Raw genomic sequence first — 18,843 nt, forward strand, 5'->3', positions numbered from 1 at the left:
GCCGGAGCGGCGGACGGGGCGGGGCCGTCGGGGGCCGCGACGCAGGTCACCCGTGGCCTCCCCGCGGAGCGCGGTCCCCGGAAAAACCAGTACGCGGGGAGAGCCGGGGCGACGTAACGTTCCCCCTCGTGACTTCTTCTGCACCTTCCTCCGCACCGTCGTCCGACCTTCCGCCGCGTCTCGGCAGCCTCACCTTCCACAGTCCGCTCTCCGAGGCCCGCTCCACCCGCTTCATCGAGCGATTGGCCGCCGCCGGCCCTTCCGACGTCCTCGACATCGGCTGTGGCTGGGGCGAGTTGCTGCTGCGCCTCCTGGAAGCGGTCCCCGCAGCCAAGGGCACCGGCATCGACATCAACGCAGAAGACCTGGCCCGAGGTCGGGCCCTCGCGGAGGAGCGGGGGCTCGCCGACCGCGTGGCCTTCGTCGAGGAGTCCGCCCTCGGCACCGACCGGGGGCCCGTCGACGCGGTCCTCTGCCTCGGGTCCAGCCAGGCGCTCTGCGACCCCGAACTGCCGCACGACCCCGCTGCGGCGCTGCGCGAACTGCGCCGGCTGGTCCGGCCGGGCGGGCGGGTCGTGCTCGGCGAGGGCTTCTGGGAGCGCACGCCCACCGAGGCGGAGTTGGCCGGCATGTGGCCCGGCGCGACGGCCGGTGACCACTTCGCCCTCGGTGACCTCGTCGACCTCGCGGTCGAAGCGGGGTTCCGTCCCCTGTGGATCGAGACCGCGAACGCCGACGAGTGGCAGGAGTTCGAGTCGGGCTACCGGTACGACACCGAGCTCTGGCTCGCCACCCACCCCGACCACCCGCTCGCGCCCGAGACCCGCGAGCGGGTCGACCGGCAGCGCGCGAGCTGGTTGAACGGCTACCGGGGGGTCCTCGGCATGGCCTACCTCACCCTCGTCGCGGTGGCCTGATCCGCACCCCGTCAAGGGCCCTGCGGCGGTGCGGGCGGGTCGTTCCGACCGGACGGGACGGCACCCACGGGGCACGACGCGCCCGGGGACACGGAGCGGGAGGAGAACGGGGGCCGCCGGGTACTCCCCGTGTCGTACGCCGGAAGCCGCTGCCCGTACGACGACCGGCCCCCCTCCCCGGAGCGATCCTCGAACCACGGACACGACCGCGGTGCACGCCCTGCACCGCGGGGCGTCCACCACATCGAGGAGTTGAACCGCCGTGAACACGCTCGCCCATGCAGGACCCGGCCCGTGGGTCCTCTTCCTCCCCCTCGTCTGGGCCGCCGTCGTCATCGGGATCGTCACGATCGCCCGCCGCGCCGGGTGGCGGCGCGGACGGGGCGTCCGGTTCGGCGGTGACGGCGGACCGGACGAGCGCTCGCCCCTCGCGCTGCTCGGCCACCGGTTCGCGGCCGGAGAGATCGACGAGGACGAGTACTGGCGGCGGCTGACCGTCCTGGAGGAACAGTTCGGCCGTGCCACGGCTCCCCAGGGGCGCCGGTCGTGACCCGCTCCGCCCCGGTCGCCGCCGCCCCGTCGCCGGTACGGAGCCCTCAGCCCGCCAGGCCCGTCAGGACCGGGCTGGCCACCGACGGGGCCGTGACCGGTTCGGCCGGAGCGCTCAGGGGCACGCCGGGGAACCGGCTGTACCCGACGTCTGCGAAGACGCTTTCCGGGGCGGCACCGTACCCGGCGCGCGCACGGTCCTCGAGGGGATCGCCGGCGGGCGGTGCCGTGAGGGTGAACCACACGACCTTGCCCGCGGCACCGCACGGACGGATGCCCCAGCTCTCGCTGACCGCCCCGACGATGGCGAGGCCACGGCCGGAGGTGGCGAGCGCATCGAGGTCGTCCACCGCGTCGAGCGCGCCCTGACCGTCGACCTCGGGAAGCCGGGGATCGTGGTCCCGGACCGACACGGTGAGGCGGTCGAGCAACAGCTCGATCTCCACCGTGCACTCCTTGTCCGGCTGGGCGTGGCGGTGCACGTTCGTCAGGAGTTCGGTCACGCCCAGCACGGCCTGGTCCACCAAGGCGTCCAGTTGCCAATGTCGAAGATGGGCGGAGATGATGCGGCGGATCTGTCCGATCCGCGGCGGCAGGGCCTGGAGCTCCACCGCGTAGTACCTGCTCGGCTCGCTGATCACGGCTGCGACTCCCCGAAGTGGTCCGGAAGAAGACGAAGATTCGGATCTGTCAATGCGGTACAGAAAGGTGGTGACCGATCACGGTGTCACCACCGGTCAACCCTCAGTGAGGTGAACTCCAGCCTGGACCAGCCGTGACCGCCCCGCAACTCGCCGCGAGCCGTCGCAGCTCAGGACCGTCCTGCCGCCTGCTTCAGCGCGGCGAGGAAGCGTCCCGAAACCCCTCCGCTGTCGTCCTGGTCGCCGTCCGGGTGCAGGGTCAGCCGGTAGCGCGTTCCGTTCACGGTCGCCACGGTCTCGTCCCCCTTCGTGAACCACGGGCGTCCGGCCCGCACCGCCGACACCGGAGCGCTGTCGATCTCGCTGCCGTAACTCGTCAGGAGCGCCAGACGACCGTCCTCGATCCGCACTTCGCCCGCGCGCGTCAACGAGCGCGGCCAGCGCGTGATCTCCACGCCCCTGGCGCTGAACTCCGGTTCGACCATGTGGATCCGCCCCTTTCACCCGCTTGTCGTACCCAGTGTGCCGGGCCGTCGGCTCCCGCACCAGTACCCCCCTCCACCCCTTCCACAAGGCAGCCCTATGGATCGTCAAAGGGAACGTTTGCCCAGGTGGGAGCGGTATGGTCGGCGAGGGGGAGACCCCGATGCGATGCATGAGGAGAGGGACGGATGAGCACCACCCACGAGACCACGGCCGGCGCTGCGGTCACCGTCGACGTCGACCGCAGCGACCCCGTGTACCGGTCCTGGCTGAAGGAGGCCGTCCGCAAGGTCCAGGCCGACGCCAACCGTTCCGCCGACACGCACCTGTTGCGCTTCCCGCTCCCCGAGGAGTGGGGCATCGACCTCTACCTCAAGGACGAATCCACCCACCCGACCGGCAGCCTCAAGCACCGACTGGCCCGCTCCCTCTTCCTCTACGGCCTCTGCAACGGGTGGATCCGACCCGACAAGCCCGTCATCGAGGCGTCCAGCGGTTCGACGGCGGTCTCCGAGGCGTACTTCGCCAAGCTGATCGGCGTTCCCTTCATCGCCGTCATGCCCCGCACCACCAGCCCCGAGAAGTGCCGGCTCATCGAGTTCCACGGCGGGCAGTGCCACTTCGTCGAGGACTCGCGCACCATGTACGAGGAGGCCGCGGCCCTCGCCGAGCGCACCGGCGGCCACTACATGGACCAGTTCACCTATGCGGAGCGGGCCACCGACTGGCGCGGCAACAACAACATCGCCGAATCGATGTACCAGCAGCTGAAGCTGGAGCGGTACCCCGAGCCCGCCTGGATCGTCGCCACCGCCGGCACCGGCGGCACGTCGGCGACCATCGCCCGCTACGTCCACTACATGCAGCACGACACCCGGATCTGCGTGGCCGACCCGGAGAACTCCTGTTTCTTCGACGGCTGGACCCACCACGACCCGCACGCCACCGCCGACTGCGGCTCGCGCATCGAGGGGATCGGTCGCCCCCGCATGGAGCCCAGCTTCGTGCCCGGGGCCGTCGACCGCATGATGAAGGTGCCCGACGCGGCGAGCATCGCCGCGGTCCGTGCCCTGGAGACCGCGATCGGCCGCAAGGCCGGCGGTTCCACCGGCACCGGCCTGTGGAGCGCGTTCAAGATCGTGGCGGAAATGGTCGCCCACCGGAGCACCGGCAGCGTCGTCACCTTGATCTGCGACCCGGGCGAGCGCTACCTCGACAAGTACTACTCCGACGCCTGGCTGGCCGACCAGGGGCTGGACATCGCCCCGTACACGACCGCTATCGAGCGCTTCCTGGCGACGGGGGTCTGGCCGGAGTGAGCCGCCGGTCGAGCCGGCGCACCGCGCCCCGGAAGGAGAGCCGCAGGCCCGGCGCCGCGAGGCGCAGCGCCAGCCGGAACGGGGGCGGGCCGTCGGCCGCCATCGTCCACCGCAGGCGGGTGCCGCTCCGGGCGGGGGCGAGCACCCACTCCTCCGCCAGGGCGGTCACGCCCGGAGCGTTGGTCGCGTCCACCCGGTAGGCGTACCGCAGGTCAGGCTCGGAGGCCAGGACCGTCTCGTCGAAGGCCACCCCGCCCCGCAGCCGGACCGTCCGGCCCGTGCCGTCGCCCGTGGGGACGGCGGAGGAGACCGCCGTGAACCAGGAGGGCAGGCTCCCCACCTCCACGGCCACCGAACGGTAGACGGCCCTGGGCGGGGCGGCCAGAGCCGCGGTGAAGACGAGACGGACGGGCGCGGACGCGGTGAAGTCGATTTCCACCGGCCTCAGTCGGCGTGTCATGGGCCGAACCTCCCGGGGGCGGGGAAGACGCGGGCGAGCGGGGGAGAGCACCCTAGCTGACGGACGGTCAGCGGCACAGGGGCTGCACCCCGGTTCTCCGTCGGCCCCGACCGCGGAGCGCGACGGAGGCCCCGCCCGATGCGGAACCCCGCTCCCGCACCCACCGGCCGCGGCTCAGCCCCGCAGCAATCCGTCCAGCGCCCGCCCGAACACGACCCGCCCCGCGCGGGCGAGCAGTCCGTCGAAGGACCTCGGCACCCTCCGCACCGTCAGGGCCTCGGTCCACCGCACCCGGCAGCCCCCTCCCGGCGTTCCCCGCACCTCGATGAGCGCCCAACCGCGGACGGCCCGGCCCGTTTTCTCCAGACGGCAGACACCGGGGCGCCCGTCCACCGGGGGCTCCCAGCGGACCACCTCCATCGGATCGTCGAAGGACAGCCGCCCGATCCCCGTCCGCGCGGCGAACCGGGTTCCGACCCCGCTCGGGCCCGGCGTCAGCACCCTCGTCCGGGTCAGCGGCACCTGTGCACCGTGTGCCGGCCAGTCGGTGAGCCGTCGCCAGACCTCCTCCGAGGGCAACGGAACCGTCCGCTCCACCAGGAAGGGGATCATGCCGGCTCCTCGCCCGCGACCACGAGTCCCGGCAGGTGCTCCGTCACCTCGGCCCGCACCCCCTCGGGCAGGCCCCCGTCCGTCACCCAGGTGTCGACCTGGTCCAGGGTGGCGAAGGAACTCAAGCCCACCGTCCCCCACTTGGTGTGGTCGGCGACCACCACGACCTGTCGCGTCGAGCGCATCAGGCACCGATTGGTCTCGGCCTCCGCCAGGTTCGGCGTGGAGAGCCCGGCCTCCACCGACACGCCGTGCACACCGAGGAACAGCAGGTCGAAGTGGAGCGAGCGGATCGCCCGGTCCGCCACCGGTCCGACCAGGGCGTCGGAGGGCGTCCGCACCCCGCCGGTCAGCACCACCGTCGCGGCGCCGCGCCGCGACTCACCGGTACCCCCGGCCTGCTGCGCCTCGTGGAAGACGTCCGCGACCCGCACCGAGTTGGTGACCACCGTCAGGTCGGGCACGTCGAGCAGATGGCGGGCCAGCGCGTAGGTCGTCGTTCCACCGGACAGCGCGATCGCCGTGCCCGGCGCGACGAGGGCCACCGCCGTCCGGGCGATCTCGTCCTTGGCGCTCGGTTCCAGTACCGATTTGGCTTCGAACCCCGGCTCGTGGGTGCTCGCCTCGACCACCGGAACGGCCCCGCCGTGCACCTTCGCCACCATGCCCTGCCGGGCCAGTGCGTCCAGGTCGCGCCGGATCGTCATGTCCGAGACGCTCAGGCGCCGGGTCAGTTCGTTGACCCGGACACCACCACGCCGCCGAACCTCGTCGAGGATCAGGGCACGTCGTTGCTCTGCGAGGAGGTTCTGGTTGTCAGTCACCGCCGGGGCCGGTCCTTCCGCAGGGGACGAGGGAATGCGCGTCGGATTCGGCGAGGGACCGTGCGCGTTCCACGGCCGTCCGCGATCCTGTTGCCGACGTCGCATCTTCCCACTCCGAGAGGAAGACCCCGCAGTGTCTCCTGCCACACCCGCCCCGGAGAGCGGGGGCGCGGCGCTCGAACTCCTCGTCCACGGAGTCGGCGGAGCGACCCCCGAGTCCATGCTCGACGACCCCCGCAGCACGCGGGTCACCGGCGACCGCACCGCGGCCGTGTACCGCCGCACCGAGGACCTCGACGCCGAGGAGCACCCCGAGAGGTACGCGGCGCGCCCGATCCAGGAAGCGTACTGCTGGTCCAATCTGACCTCCGGCGACGGCGCCCGTGCCCTGTGGCTGCTCCTCCTGCCCTTCATGATCGCCAACCTGGCGCACTGGATGCGCCCGCCCGCCCAGGGGCGCCCGGGCCTCGTCCGGCTCTACGGCCTCCTCGTCCGGCTCGTCGCCCTCACCCTCACCGTGCTCTTCACCGCCGCGGCGTGCGAGGTCGCGCTCGACCTGACGGCCTGGCAGTGCGCCGCGGCACCCAGCTGCACCGACGCCTATTCCTGGCTCGGCTTCCTCTCCGCCGAACGCAACGGATGGTGGTCGGCGCCCGGCCGTCGCCTCGCCCTCGCCGCCCTGGTGCCCACCGCACTCGTCGGCCTGCTCTGGTACCTCTCCCATCGGACCTGGAGCGCCTACGAGGCCCAACTCCCGCCCACCGGTCACGATGCCCCCTTCCCCGGCGTCCCGGAGGCCGCCGATCCCGCTGACCCCGTCGGGTTCGTCGGCCCCGTCGGTCCCGCCGGCCCGGTCGACCCCCGCCCGGTCCTCGGACGGCCCGGCTTCTGGTACGGGCGCCGACTCGTCGCCCGGCTGCGGGCCGCCCACACCGCAGCCGGCTTCCTCACCGTCACCACCGCCCTCGCCCTCGCCACCGCCCGGCACGACGCCGCGGCCCCCGGTCTGCGCACCGCACTCGGGTGGGTCCTCCAGGGCGCCGTCGTGGTCCTGGGCGTCGTCGTGCTCGGCGTGGTCTGCCGACGCGGTCGCAGCGAGCGCCAGCTCGACCTGCGCGTCGAACGCGCCCTCGTCACCTGGCTCCCCGGCGCCTCCCTCGCCCTGCTGCTGTTGACCGCCCTGCACGCCTGTTGGCCCCGCCCGGGCTGGACCTCCACGGGCACCCTCCCCGGGGACGCCGCCTTCGGCGCCCTGACCCTCGCCCAGGGCGGTCTGGTCGTCGCCCTGGGCGTCGTGGCGCTGCTCCTCCAACGCCCCCGCAGCGACCCCCGTACCGCGCTGCGCGGACTCGGCGGGCCCGCCGTCGCCATGCTCGCCTGCGCGCTCGCCGGAGTGATGTCCGGGGGAGTGGCCCAGCGCGTCGCCGACTGGCTCGACGGCCCCGCGGGTCCTGACGCCCCCGTGCGCACAGGTGCGGGAATCGGCCCGCCCGTCCTCCTCAGCTGGCAGGCCTCCGTCATTCCGGTGCTGCTCCTGCTGCTGCTCGTGCCGGCCGCCGCCCTCGTCGTGCGGACCGCCCTCGACGCGCGCCGTCTGCGCCCCGAGGTGGAGTCCGACTACCCCGGCGCCGCACACGAGCGGGCCCGCACCGGAGAGATCGCCGCCGACCGGGCCCGTGCCTCGCTCACCGATTCGGCGCCCCTCCTCGTCGGGATGGTCTCCGGGGCCGCCCTGCTCCTCGGAGCCGGGGCCGTCGCGGGTGCCTGGGCCAGCGGCACCGTACCCGGCCGGGCCTTCGGCGGAGCCCATCCCGCGGTCGTCTCCCTCGCCTCCGCGGCCCAGGCCCTCGGCTCGTGGATGGTCGGCTTCGGCTTCCTGCTCTTCGTCACCTGGGGGCGGCGGGCCTACCGCGACGCCTCGGCCCGCCGCACCATAGGCATCCTCTGGGACGTCGGCACCTTCTGGCCCCGCGCAGCCCACCCCTTCGCCCCGCCCTGCTACGCCGAGCGGGCGGTTCCCGACCTCGCCTGGCGGATGAGCTCCTGGACCGCCCGCACCGGTGGTCGGCTGGTGATCTCCGGGCACTCCCAGGGCAGCGTCCTCGCCGCCGCCGCCGTGTGGCAGCTACCGCCCGACACCCGGAGCCGGGTCGCCCTCCTCACCTACGGATCGCCCCTGGAGCGGCTCTACGGACGCTGGTTCCCGGCCTACTTCGGCCCCGGTGCGCTGCGCGCGCTGAACCGTACGGTGCGCTGCTGGAGCAATCTGTACCGGGCCACCGATCCGATCGGCGGTCCGGTCCGGGTCCCCGCCGAAGAGGGCCGCCCGGTCGTCGACGGAGCGGTGCTGTTGGACCCGGTGGCCTACGGCCGGACGCGCCGGCACCCACTGCCCGAACCGGTCCTGGGACACTCCGCCTACCAGGCCGACCCCGCGTTCGACCGGCACCGTGCCGCACTCCTCGACCGGCTCCCCCCTGCCCTGCCCCACCAGCGCGGCAACGACAGCCGCTCGGATCAGGGGAGTTCGGGAAGGTCGTCCGGGTAGAGCAGGGTCAGGTCGTCCGTGCTCGCCTCGGCGAGCAGGGCGACCCGGCCCGCGTGCCGTTCCACCATCGACTCGAAGGTCTGGCGAGCCGTACGGCCGTTGCCGAAGGCGGGTCCCTTGGGCAGTTTCTCGAAGTACGCGAGCAAGGCCCCGTCGACACCCGGAGCGAGTCGGTACTCGTGCTCCTCCGCCTGTTGGCCGACGATCCGGAGCAACTCGTCCGGCGCGTAGTCGCCGAAGGTGATGGTCCGCGAGAAGCGCGAGGCCACACCGGGATTGACGGTGAGGAAGCGCTCCATCTCCGCCGTGTAGCCGGCGACGATGACCACCACCGCGTCCCGGTGGTCCTCCATCAGCTTCACCAGCGTGTCGATCGCTTCGCGCCCGAAGTCCCGGCCAGAGTCCTCCGGTGACAGGGCGTACGCCTCGTCCACGAAGAGCACCCCGCCGCGCGCCCGGTCGAAGGCCTCCTGGGTGCGGATCGCCGTCGAACCGATGTGTTCGCCGACCAGGTCCACCCGGGACACCTCCACCAGGTGCCCGCGCTCCAGGACCCCCAGCGAGGCGAGGATCTCGCCGTACAGCCGGGCCACCGTCGTCTTGCCGGTGCCCGGATTGCCGGTGAAGACCAGGTGGCGACGGACCGAGGCCGCCTTGAGCCCCGCCTCCTGCCGCTTGCGTCCCACCTCGATCATGTTGGTGAGGGTCCGCACTTCCAACTTGACGCTCTCCAGGCCCACCAGCGCGTCCAATTCGCCGAGCACGTCCTGGGAGGAGCGGTTCTCCGGTGCGGGCTCCGGCACGGCGACCGTGGGGCGTGGAGGGGGCACCGCGCCCAGCAGGCCGGTCGGCTGGGTGGCCGTCAGGACCGTTCCTCCGTCGGGAACGGAGGAACGGACCGCGCTCTCGTCGCTGGTGCAGTCCTCTGCACTCGCGCCCTCCTCCGGGAACTCGTAGCCGCCGCGTGCGCACCGCTCCGTACGGCACTTGCGCAGCAGGGTCCGACAGCCGTCCGTGACGTGGAAGCCGTAGCCGCCGCTGCCCGTCACCCGGCAGCCGTGGAAGGAGCCGCGTCCCTCCGCCGACACGTAGAAACCGGCTTCGGTCGGGGAGGTCACCGTGCACCGGTCGATGGTCGGGTCGGCGCCCTTGGTGACGATCACCCCGGTCTGCACGGAGTCGATCGTGCACCCGCCGAGGGTGCCCCCGCTGCCGTGGTCGCGGAACCAGGCGCCCGTGGAGGCCTCCCGGATGCGGCAGTCGTCGAGTTGGGCGGTGGCGCCGTCGCTCACCGAAACCGCGGTGTTGCGCACCTGCGTGAGATCGCTGTCGACGACGTCCACGCGCGAGCCCCGGTCGAGGACGAACAGCGCGTCCGGCACGTCGTGCACCCGGCAGGCCTCCAGGACGGCGGTCGCGCCGTCGCTCACCCACACCGCCGGGTAGTCGCCCGTGCTGTCGTGGATCTCGCACCGATTGGCGTCCACCCGCGTGCCCGGGTCCCAGATCGACAGGCCGTTGCGGCCGAAACGGCGGACGGTCGACCGGGTCAGGGTCAACACCGAGCGCGAGCGCAGGTCGACCGCGTTCTCCGGAACGTCGTGGATGTCGCAGTCCGAGAGCGTGAGCACCGCGTCCGTGTCCAGGGTGATGCCGTCCGCCGAGGTGCGGTGCACGGAGGAGTCGGTGAGGTGGGCGGTGGCCCGGGCGGCGATCTGGAGCCCGGCGCCCTTGATCTCGTACACCTCGCAGCCGACGCCCTCCAGGGCGCTGCCCTCTCCGGTGACGGCGATGCCGGCGCCCGAGGCGTGGTGCACCCGGCAGCGCTCCAGGCGCGGATGCGCTCCGCCGCGCACCGAGACGCCCGCCTGTCCGGCGGACACCACTTCGCACTCCTCGAACACGCCGCCCGCGCCGTCGAGCACGGCGATGCCGACCCCGGCCGGGTTGTCGACGGTGCACCGGCGGACCGTCGGCCGTGCGGCGCCCCGCACCTCGATCCCGGCGGCCGAGCGGGTCATGATCCGGAGGTCGAGCAGCTCGGGCGTGCCGTCCTCGACGAGCACCGCGGGCGCGGCGACGTCCTGTCCCTCGACGTGCAGGTCCTGGACGGTCACGGAGGCCCGGAGGGTGAGCGGGACGCCGTCCGCGGGTGCGATCCGCACGGAACCGCCCCCGCCTTCGGGGCCGCGCAGGGTGACGGCCCGTCGGACGACGAGGTTCTCCCGGTAGGTGCCGGGCGCGACGGTGAGCACGTCCCCGTCGCTCGCAGCCTCCAGGGCGGCGGCGAGGGAGGGGTACTCACCCGTGCGGCGCCGCCACCGCGATGTGCCGGTGTGCGTCACCTGGACCGTGCCCTGTGCCATGGGTGTGTCCTGCCCCCGCCTCGTGCTTCGCCGCTGATCCGATGCCCCACCGTAGCGCGCGCGGCGTCCCGGGGTTGACGGGTCGCCGGGCCCGGGCCCGTACGAACGGCCGGACGCCGTCCGGCACGCGTCAGCGCCGGTCCGGGCCGGTCCGGAGCGGTCGGGGTCGGTCGGGGATTGATCGAACTCGAACCCGGTGTCGGGGAACGCCGTCGCGGTCGACCCCGTGCGCGCGGGTGCCCCCGGGTGGCGGGGACTCGCGTGGGTCGCCGAGGTCGTCGGCCGCGTGTGCGCGGGTGCCCCGCCCCGGCCGTTCCGCCGTGCGCGCACCCCGGTGGGCGGGTGGAGCGCTCGGCGGTTCCGGCGGGGCGGTCTTTCGGTCCAGGATCAGTCCAGGATCTTGACGGCGTCACCCACCCGGACCGTCCCGGTGTGTTCGGGGATCAGGTTCTGTCCGAAGACGAGTCGGCCGTCGTCCTTCCGGTGCCGGGCGAGGGTCCGCAGCGGTTCCTTGCCCCGTTCGGCGGTCAGTTGGTCCGTGGTGGTGACGACGCAGCGTCCGGAGGAGCGGGCGACGCGGAAGGAGACCTCTCCGACCGCGATCCGGGTCCAGCCGTCCTCCGCCCAGGGGGCGGTGCCCCCGATCACCAGGTTCGGCCGGAACCGGCTCATCGGCAAGGGGCCCTCGGCGGCGTGGTCGCCTTGTGCGATCAGGGAGTTGAGGGCGTCGAGCGAAGCAGTGGTGGTGACCAGCAGGGGGTAGCCGTCCGCGAAGTTCACCGTTTCGCCGGGCAGCGAGTACCGCGGATCGACCGGACGTCGGTGCTCTGGCGCGTCCATGTGCACCAGCTGCACGTCGCTCTCCAGGTACGCGGAGAGCCAGGCGGCTGCGGCGGGACCGGCCGGAACGGCCTCGACGGGCTTGTCGAAGACCTTCACCGTGATCGTGGTCGAGGGGTGCGGCACCTCGACCACGAGCGTCGGGTGCCCGGGGGCGGACAGGGACACCCCGCCGTTCGGGAGCGGCTCGGCCGTGGCCAAGGCCATCCGGGGGTGGCGGCGTTGGGTCACGACCTCGTTCGTCGCGTCGACGGCGGTCCAGCGGCGGTCCCCTGCCAGCCCCCAGGGCTGTACCTCGGCCTCCTCGGGTGCCAGCGCGCGCATGGCCTTCACCGGGTGGACGTGGACGGAGCGGAGCACAGGAATGGGCATGCCCTCATCCTGCCAGTCGCTCCGGCCCCGATGTCGGCCGGTGCGCGGAGCCGGTCAGTAACCTCCGCCCTGATAAGGGCGGTTGTACGGGTCGTCGTACGCCGAGTACGACGGGACCGGTGCGGGGCGGGGGGCCGCCGGTCGCATCGACTCGTAACCCGCGGCGGCCGGGCGGGGTTGCTGCGGGTACGGGCCGCTCGGGTAACCGCGGGGGGCCACCGGCTGCTGGGGGATGTAGGGGGTCGGGGCGCTTTGCAGCGGGACGGGCGCCATCTGCGGTGCGGGCTGGGGATAGCCGTACCCGCCGCCGTGGGTGGGGGAGGGCGCCGACGGAAGGGCGGGCAGTGCCGCGGGGAGAGCCGGCAGATGGGAGCTGCTTCCGGAGAAGCTGCTGCCGGTGTCGTAGGCGGCGGGCACTCGGATCGGGGCGATCTGAGGCGTGCCCCGCTCCGCGACCAGGGAGTCGTAGATCGGGGTGTCCGGGAAGGACGGCGCGGTGTGGTAACCGCCTCCATAGGTGGAGCGGGGGGAGGTCATGGCACATAAGTTAAGCCCACGATGTGCTGGTTGGGGAGTCCCTATCTTCGGGTCATCCGATTTACACGCTTTTTGTCTTCCTGACCTGCCGAAACATTGTTAAAGACTGCGTTAACGAAGGGGGCATTTTCCTTGCGGGCGGTCGTTTTGACGAGAAACGAGTACGCCGCGCATAGAGGGTGTCCACCCGTGTTGACGAGGGCGGCGGATTTACGATCTTGAGCACAGGAAACGCAGGATTATCAATCTATTACCGAACGTAACGGAGTTCGCCGTCCTTTCGGGGGTGCGAAGCCCTCGGTAACCGTCCGACTGCGCACCGGCACGGCGAGGGGCGCGCTGGGGCGCCCGCTCCTCGCGGTCGAGGGACAAGGGCGTCGGTCGCGGCCGGGGCGGCCGCACCGTCACCGCCGACGGGCCCGCGGTGACGGGCCGGGTGCGCGCGGAACGCCTTCCGGTGGGTGACGCCGCGCGCTCAGCGGTCCGATGCCGCGTCCGGTCGCGCGTACGTCCGCCCCTTCCACGCCGCACCCCGACCCCGGTAGTGCTGCACGGCCGAGTCCACCGTCATCAAGAGGTAGAGGAACGCGGTGAGCGGCAGCAGGGGAGCGAGCCACGGGGGCTGTCGGTAGTAGCGGAGCATCGGCAGGTACGTCCCCGTCATCACCGCCCAAGCGGTGCCGCCGGCCCATGCGGCCACCGCGTCCCCGTCCCGCGCCCCGACCACCAGTGCCGTCGGTGGAACCAGATAGACGAGCACGAGCCCCGCCACCGTTCCCGCGAGGAGCAGCGGACTGTGCCGCAGTTGCGCGTACGCGCTCCGCGCGACCATGCGCCACAGCTCGCCGAGCCCCGGATAGGGGCGCACGCTGTCGACCCCTTCGGCGAGCCCCAACCAGATGCGGCCCCCGCTCCGCCGCACCGCCCGGGCCAGGGACACGTCGTCGATCACCGCCTGTCTGATCGCCTCCGGCACGTCCGCCGCCACCGCGGTCTCCGTGCGCAGCAGCACGCAGCCGCCCGCGGCTGCCGTCGCCCGGGGGCGGGCCCGGTTGATCCAGCGGAAGGGGTACAACTGGGCGAAGAAATAGACGAACGCCGGAACCACCAGGCGCTCCCACGGGCTCCCCACCCGAAGCCGCGCCATCTGCGACACCAGGTCCAGGTCGTTGTCCACGGCCGCCGCCACCAGGCGTCGAAGGCCGTCCGGCGCGTGCGCGATGTCCGCGTCCGTCAGCAGCAGGAACTCCGGTCCGCGCGTGCGCGCCAGCGCCATGCCGTGCCGCAGCGCCCACAGCTTGCCCGTCCAGCCGGGCTCCGGCTCCCCCGGGGAGACCACGGTCAGCGGCAGCCCGCCGCACCGGCCCGCCAACTCCGTGGCGAGCCTCCCCGTCCCGTCCGTGCTCCCGTCGTCGACCAGGAACACCTCCGCAACCCCCGGATAGTCCTGTGCGAGCAGGGACGGCAGGCTCGACGGCAGCACCGCGGCCTCGTCCCGCGCCGGCACGACGACGGCCACCCGCGGCCACCGGGTCGGCTGCGGGCCCCGCCGCGGTGGCAGCCGCTGGTCGGTGCGCCAGAAGAAGCCCTGGCCGAGCAGCAGCCAGACCCAGGCGGCCAGGGAGACGATCGAGGACCAGGCGAGGGCGCTCATTCGCGGCAGTCTGCCCCAGAACGAGGGGGATGCGCGGCTCATCGGCTAGGGTGACCGGGTGAAGATCGCGCTCATGGACTCCGGAATCGGCCTCCTCCCGGCTGCAGCCGCGGTGCGCCGGCTCCGGCCGGACGCGGATCTGCTCCTCTCGAACGACCCCGACGGCATGCCGTGGGGCCCCCGCACCCCCGAGGACCTCACCGCACGCGCGCTCACCGTCGCCCTCGCCGCCGCCGAGCACCGGCCGCAGGCGCTCATCGTGGCCTGCAACACCGCCACCGTGCACGCCCTGCCGGCGTTGCGCGCCGCCCTCGAACCGGGCATCCCCGTCATCGGCACCGTGCCCGCGATCAAGCCGGCCGCCGCGGCCGGCGGAAAGGTCGCCATCTGGGCCACGCCGGCCACGACCGGCAGCGCCTACCAGCACGGGCTCATCCGGGACTTCGCCGGCGAAGCCGAGGTCACGGAAGTGCCCTGCCCCGGGCTCGCCGACGCCGTGGAGCACGCCGACCCGGAAGCCGTGGACACCGCCGTCGCCACGGCCGCGGCGCTCACCCCGCCCGATGTCCGGGCCGTCGTCCTCGGCTGCACCCACTACGAACTGGTCGAGGACCGCATCCTCGCCGCCTTGGCGGTGCACGACAGGGACGGGCTCCCGCCGATCGTCTTCCACGGCTCCGCCGAAGCCGTCGCCGCACAGGCCCTGCGCCGCATCGGTGCCCGGCCCGCCCCCGACGCGGACCCGGTCGGCACCCTCTCCGTCCTGCTCAGCGGCCGTCCCGGGGCGCTTCCCGCCACCGCCCTCGGCTATGTCGAGGGGCGCTCCCTGGCCCCCACCGCAGCCGCTCTCTGACGCTGCCGGGACGGACCGGAACACCTCCTCTTCCTGCGCTGCGCGTTCGGGGCGACCACGTCCGGCTCCTCACGGACGATCACCGAACGACTGCGCTCCGCCGCGCTGGGGCGCCCGATCCTGGGTACGCTCGCGTTATGAGGCAGCATCCCGGAAAGCGCAACCACGACGAGCGGACGCCCGCCGTCTGGACCGGGCGCGCCACCAACCGCTTCCAGTGGCTGGCGGCGGTCGCCGGCGCCGCCTGCATGGCCCTCGGCATCACCCTCGCGGTCGAGTCGCCGTGGACGTCCGGCATCGTGCCCCTCCTGATGGCGGTGATCGGCTGCGTCGTCGCGGGGCTGCTCGTCCTCTTCGGCACCCTCGCCTTCGTCCAGGTGGCCGTGAAGGTCGACGACCGGGCCATGGAGGTCCGGTGCGGTCACATCGGCGTGCCGCGCCGCCGCATCCCGCTCTCCCACGTCGTCGCCGCCGACTTCGCGCCGAGGGTCACTCCGCGCCAGTGGGGCGGCTGGGGCTACCGTTGGCGGCCCGGGAAGGGCACGGCGGTGGTGGTCCGGCGGGGCGAGGGCCTCGTCCTGCGCCTGGGAGACGGGCGGCGCTTCACGGTCACCGTCGACGACGCCGAGTCCGCGGTCCGGGTCATCCGTGACCGGCTCCGCCCTCCGCCGCCCCCGGTCCCGCCCGCGCCGACCGGCGTGTGACCACCCCCACCGAGTCGTCCCGCCGGCTGTCGATCCGGGCGTACGCACCGGTCACCCGGGGTGTGCGCCGGACCGTACCGATCTCCTGGCGGACAGGGACGCCCCGTAGACTCCGCCAAGTGAGCGCCACCACCACCCCCGTCGACGCGCCCGGCCCCGACACCGCACCCACGCCGGCCTCCCGGCTGCGGCGGTTCGTGCGGCCCGCTGCGGCCCTGCTGTCCGGATCCCTGCTCTACCTGAGCTTCCCGCCGCGCCCCCTGTGGTGGCTGGCGCCGCTCGCCTTCGCCCTGCTCGGCTGGGCCCTCCGGGGCCGTCGCCTCCGTGTCGGATTCGGCCTCGGTTACCTCGCCGGACTCGGCTTCCTGCTGCCGCTCCTGGTGTGGACGGGGGAGGAGGTCGGTCCCGGGCCGTGGCTCGCCCTCGCCGCGGTCGAGGCACTCTTCGTCGCCGTCGCGGGCCTCGGCATCACGGCCGTCTCCCGCCTCCCGTGCTGGCCCTTCTTCGCCGCCGGGGTGTGGATCCTCGCGGAGGGGGCACGCGCGCGCGTGCCCTTCGGTGGATTCCCCTGGGGCAAGATCGCCTTCGGGCAGGCGGACGGGGTCTTCCTGCCGCTCGCCGCCGTCGGCGGCACCCCGGTGCTCGGCTTCGCCGTCGCCCTCTGCGGTTTCGGACTGTACGAGGCGTACCGGCAGGTCCGCGCCCACCGGACCGGTGGTTCCCGCCGGCGCGACTCCCTCGCCGCCGCGCTGGCCGTGCTCGTCCCGGTCACCGGTGCCTTCGCGGCGTTGCCCCTCGTCGACGACTCGCCCGAGGACGGCACCGCCACCGTCGCCGCGGTGCAGGGCAACGTGCCCCGCCTCGGCCTCGACTTCAACGCCCAGCGACGGGCGGTGCTCGACAACCACGCCGCCCGCACCCGCGAGCTCGCCCGGGCCGTGCAGGAAGGCCGGGAGCCGCAGCCCGACTTCGTGCTCTGGCCGGAGAACTCCTCCGACATCGACCCGTACGCGAACGCCGACGCCACTGACGTCATCGACGGAGCCGTCCGGGCGATCGGCGTGCCCACCGTGATCGGGGCCGTCATCGCCCCCGAGACCGGCAAGCTCCGCAACACCCTGATCCAGTGGGAGCCGGGTCGGGGCCCCGTCGCCACCTATGACAAGCGCCACGTCCAGCCCTTCGGCGAGTACATTCCGATGCGGTCCTTCGTGCGGATCTTCAACAGCAACGTCGACCGGGTGGCCCGCGACTTCGGCGCCGGCACCGAGGTCGGCGTCTTCGACCTCGCGGGCACCAAGGTCGGCCTCGCCACCTGCTACGAGGCCGCCTTCGACTGGGCCGTGCGCGACACCGTCACCCACGGGGCCCAGCTGATCTCCGTCCCCAGCAACAACGCCACCTTCGGCCGCAGCGAGATGACCTATCAGCAGCTCGCGATGAGCAGGGTCCGCGCGGTCGAGCACAGCCGGTCGGTCGTCGTGCCCGTCACCAGCGGGGTCAGCGCGGTCATCCGACCCGACGGCCAGGTGGTGGCGCAGACCGAGATGTTCACGCCGGACGTCCTGGTCGAGAAGGTGCCGCTGCGTTCTTCGCAGACCCCCGCCACCCGGCTCGGCACCCTGCCCGAGGCCCTGCTGATGGCGCTGGCCGCGGTCGGTCTCGGCTGGGCAGCCGTCCGGGCCCGCCGGAACCGGACGGTCTGAGCGCTTGTGAGCCGGCCCCGTGGGGCCGGGCCCCACAGTGCTTCCGGGCCCGCCCCGCGGGTGATCTAGGGTCGGGGCATGGGTACTCCTGATTTCATCCGGGAACTGCGCAGGACAGCCGGTCACCAGCTGCTCTTCCTGCCCGGTGTCAGCGCGATCGTGTTCGACGACCGGGGCCGGGTGCTGCTCGGCAAGCGTGCCGACAACGGGCTGTGGGCGATCATCGGGGGCATCGTCGAACCGGGGGAACAGCCCGCCGACTGCGCGGTGCGAGAGGTGTTCGAGGAGACCGCCGTGCGCTGCGTGCCCGAGCGGATCGTGCTCGTGGAGACCCTGAGCAAGCCCGTCGTCTACCCGAACGGCGACACCTGTCAGTACGTGGACGTCTCGTTCCGCTGCCGGGCCGTGGGGGGAGAGGCACGGGTCAACGACGAGGAGTCGACCGAGGTCGGCTGGTTCGACGTGAACGAACTGCCGGAGATGAAGCGCTTCTCGTACTTCCGGATCGAGAAGGCGCTCGCCGACGAACCCACATGGTTCCACCCCACAGAGCAGAATTGAACAGTGGGTCCCGCACACATGGGTGAGGGGGTCACCCCTCCATAAGGTGCGGAGCATGAACGCCCCCACCACCGCGTCCGGCACGGCACCCGGCACCGGGTCCGCCTCCCCCCTGCCACGATCCGACGGCTTCGTCCCCGACCTCACCGGCCGCACGGCGCTCGTCACCGGTGCGGCCGGTGGCATCGGACGCGCCTGCGCCCTGCGGCTCGCAGCTGCCGGGGCCCGGGTCCTCGCGGTCGACCGCGCCGCAGACGGCCTGGACGCCTTGGCGGAGGAAGCCGGAGCCCTGCCCGGAAGCCTTTCCCCCCGGCTGCTCGACCTGACCGACCTGGACGCGGCGGAGCAGGTCGCCGCCGGCACCGACATCCTCGTCAACAACGCCGGGATCCAGTTGGTCCGCCCCATCGAGGACTTCCCGCCGGACGTCTTCCACACCGTGCTCACCGTGATGCTGGAGGCACCCTTCCGGCTCATCCGGGGCGCCCTGCCCCACATGTACGGGCAGGGATGGGGGCGGATCGTGAACCTCTCGTCCGTCCACGGGCTGCGTGCCTCCGCCTTCAAGTCCGCCTACGTGGCGGCCAAGCACGGTCTGGAAGGCCTCTCCAAGACCGCGGCCCTCGAAGGCGCCCCGCACGGCGTCACCTCGAACTGCGTCAGCCCCGGCTACGTCCGCACCCCGCTCGTCGAACGGCAGATCGCCGACCAGGCCGCCGCCCACGGCATTCCGCCGGAGCAGGTCGCCGTGGAGGTCCTGCTCAAGGACTCGGCGATCAAGCGGCTCATCGAGCCGGAGGAGGTCGCCGAGGCCGTGCTCTACCTCTGCGGCCCCCAGGCGTCCTTCGTCACGGGCACCTCCATCACCCTCGACGGGGGGTGGACCGCCCATTGAGC

18 protein-coding genes are annotated in these 18,843 nt (G+C 73.0%); 9 read left to right on the plus strand and 9 right to left on the minus strand.

What is annotated here, in order from left to right; genetic code table 11:
- Nucleotides 1-128: 128 nt before the first annotated feature.
- Nucleotides 129-917: an SAM-dependent methyltransferase gene (locus ACFW22_RS27595; RefSeq protein ID WP_386409496.1), complete on the plus strand. Its 789-nt coding sequence runs from the start codon at nt 129-131 to the stop codon at nt 915-917.
- Between the two features lie 262 nt (nt 918-1,179).
- Nucleotides 1,180-1,467 carry an SHOCT domain-containing protein gene (locus ACFW22_RS27600; protein WP_386409498.1) on the plus strand — a complete coding sequence of 96 codons (288 nt, stop codon included), beginning with the start codon at nt 1,180-1,182 and terminating at the stop codon, nt 1,465-1,467.
- Between the two features lie 46 nt (nt 1,468-1,513).
- On the opposite strand, the gene ACFW22_RS27605 is transcribed toward ACFW22_RS27600, so the two are convergent.
- Nucleotides 1,514-2,107, minus strand: a complete 594-nt coding sequence (locus ACFW22_RS27605) for an ATP-binding protein (protein WP_386409500.1) — start codon at nt 2,105-2,107, stop codon at nt 1,514-1,516.
- A gap of 170 nt (nt 2,108-2,277) precedes the next feature.
- Nucleotides 2,278-2,592 carry a hypothetical protein gene (locus tag ACFW22_RS27610; RefSeq protein ID WP_386409502.1) on the minus strand — a complete coding sequence of 105 codons (315 nt, stop codon included), beginning with the start codon at nt 2,590-2,592 and terminating at the stop codon, nt 2,278-2,280.
- A 186-nt stretch (nt 2,593-2,778) separates the two neighbouring features.
- Between ACFW22_RS27610 and ACFW22_RS27615 the strand changes: the two genes are divergently transcribed.
- Nucleotides 2,779-3,909: a PLP-dependent cysteine synthase family protein gene (locus ACFW22_RS27615; protein WP_386409504.1), complete on the plus strand. Its 1,131-nt coding sequence runs from the start codon at nt 2,779-2,781 to the stop codon at nt 3,907-3,909.
- Here ACFW22_RS27615 and ACFW22_RS27620 read toward each other — a convergent pair.
- The 3 genes from ACFW22_RS27620 to ACFW22_RS27630 all read right to left on the minus strand — a co-directional run bounded on the left by ACFW22_RS27620 (nt 3,869) and on the right by ACFW22_RS27630 (nt 5,805).
- Nucleotides 3,869-4,369, minus strand: a complete 501-nt coding sequence (locus tag ACFW22_RS27620) for an SRPBCC family protein (protein ID WP_386409506.1) — start codon at nt 4,367-4,369, stop codon at nt 3,869-3,871. The two genes, ACFW22_RS27615 and ACFW22_RS27620, sit on opposite strands and share 41 nt — an antisense overlap.
- A 174-nt stretch (nt 4,370-4,543) precedes the next feature.
- Nucleotides 4,544-4,981 (minus strand): SRPBCC family protein, encoded by a 438-nt coding sequence (locus tag ACFW22_RS27625; RefSeq protein ID WP_386409508.1) that lies wholly within the window; start codon nt 4,979-4,981, stop codon nt 4,544-4,546.
- Nucleotides 4,978-5,805, minus strand: coding sequence for a DeoR/GlpR family DNA-binding transcription regulator (locus ACFW22_RS27630; protein WP_386409510.1), 828 nt, complete (start codon nt 5,803-5,805; stop codon nt 4,978-4,980). Before ACFW22_RS27630 ends, ACFW22_RS27625 begins: the two co-directional genes overlap by 4 nt.
- A gap of 133 nt (nt 5,806-5,938) precedes the next feature.
- Between ACFW22_RS27630 and ACFW22_RS27635 the strand changes: the two genes are divergently transcribed.
- A complete protein-coding gene (locus ACFW22_RS27635; protein ID WP_386409512.1) occupies nt 5,939-8,353 on the plus strand; it encodes a hypothetical protein in 2,415 nt (804 codons plus the stop codon).
- Here the strand turns inward: ACFW22_RS27635 and ACFW22_RS27640 are convergent.
- From ACFW22_RS27640 to ACFW22_RS27655, 4 genes are all read right to left on the minus strand, one after another.
- Nucleotides 8,323-10,719, minus strand: coding sequence for a right-handed parallel beta-helix repeat-containing protein (locus tag ACFW22_RS27640; protein WP_386409514.1), 2,397 nt, complete (start codon nt 10,717-10,719; stop codon nt 8,323-8,325). The two genes, ACFW22_RS27635 and ACFW22_RS27640, sit on opposite strands and share 31 nt — an antisense overlap.
- 387 nt (nt 10,720-11,106) lie before the next feature.
- Nucleotides 11,107-11,931: an MOSC domain-containing protein gene (locus ACFW22_RS27645; protein ID WP_386409516.1), complete on the minus strand. Its 825-nt coding sequence runs from the start codon at nt 11,929-11,931 to the stop codon at nt 11,107-11,109.
- A 54-nt stretch (nt 11,932-11,985) separates the two neighbouring features.
- The gene (locus ACFW22_RS27650; protein WP_386409518.1) at nt 11,986-12,468 is read right to left on the minus strand and encodes a DUF6643 family protein; all 483 of its coding nucleotides are present in this window, start codon (nt 12,466-12,468) and stop codon (nt 11,986-11,988) included.
- A 475-nt stretch (nt 12,469-12,943) separates the two neighbouring features.
- Nucleotides 12,944-14,122, minus strand: coding sequence for a glycosyltransferase (locus tag ACFW22_RS27655; protein WP_386409520.1), 1,179 nt, complete (start codon nt 14,120-14,122; stop codon nt 12,944-12,946).
- Nucleotides 14,123-14,180: 58 nt separating this feature from the next.
- On the opposite strand from ACFW22_RS27655, the gene ACFW22_RS27660 reads away from it, so the two are divergent.
- The 5 genes from ACFW22_RS27660 (at nt 14,181) to ACFW22_RS27680 (ending at nt 18,841) form a co-directional block, all read left to right on the plus strand.
- Nucleotides 14,181-14,975 (plus strand): glutamate racemase, encoded by a 795-nt coding sequence (locus ACFW22_RS27660; RefSeq protein WP_386409522.1) that lies wholly within the window; start codon nt 14,181-14,183, stop codon nt 14,973-14,975.
- Nucleotides 14,976-15,112: 137 nt separating this feature from the next.
- Entirely contained in the window at nt 15,113-15,679 is a 567-nt protein-coding gene (locus tag ACFW22_RS27665; RefSeq protein ID WP_386409524.1) for a hypothetical protein, read from the plus strand.
- A gap of 119 nt (nt 15,680-15,798) precedes the next feature.
- Nucleotides 15,799-17,385 (plus strand): apolipoprotein N-acyltransferase, encoded by a 1,587-nt coding sequence (gene lnt, locus ACFW22_RS27670; protein ID WP_386409526.1) that lies wholly within the window; start codon nt 15,799-15,801, stop codon nt 17,383-17,385.
- A gap of 78 nt (nt 17,386-17,463) precedes the next feature.
- Complete coding sequence (locus ACFW22_RS27675) at nt 17,464-17,946, plus strand: NUDIX domain-containing protein (RefSeq protein ID WP_386409528.1); 483 nt, start codon at nt 17,464-17,466, stop codon at nt 17,944-17,946.
- A 55-nt stretch (nt 17,947-18,001) separates the two neighbouring features.
- Nucleotides 18,002-18,841, plus strand: coding sequence for a 3-hydroxybutyrate dehydrogenase (locus ACFW22_RS27680; RefSeq protein WP_386409530.1), 840 nt, complete (start codon nt 18,002-18,004; stop codon nt 18,839-18,841).
- Nucleotides 18,842-18,843 lie beyond the last annotated feature (2 nt).

It is taken from the genome of Streptomyces sp. NPDC058872 (genome assembly GCF_042743065.1).
Lineage (GTDB): Bacteria > Actinomycetota > Actinomycetes > Streptomycetales > Streptomycetaceae > Streptomyces.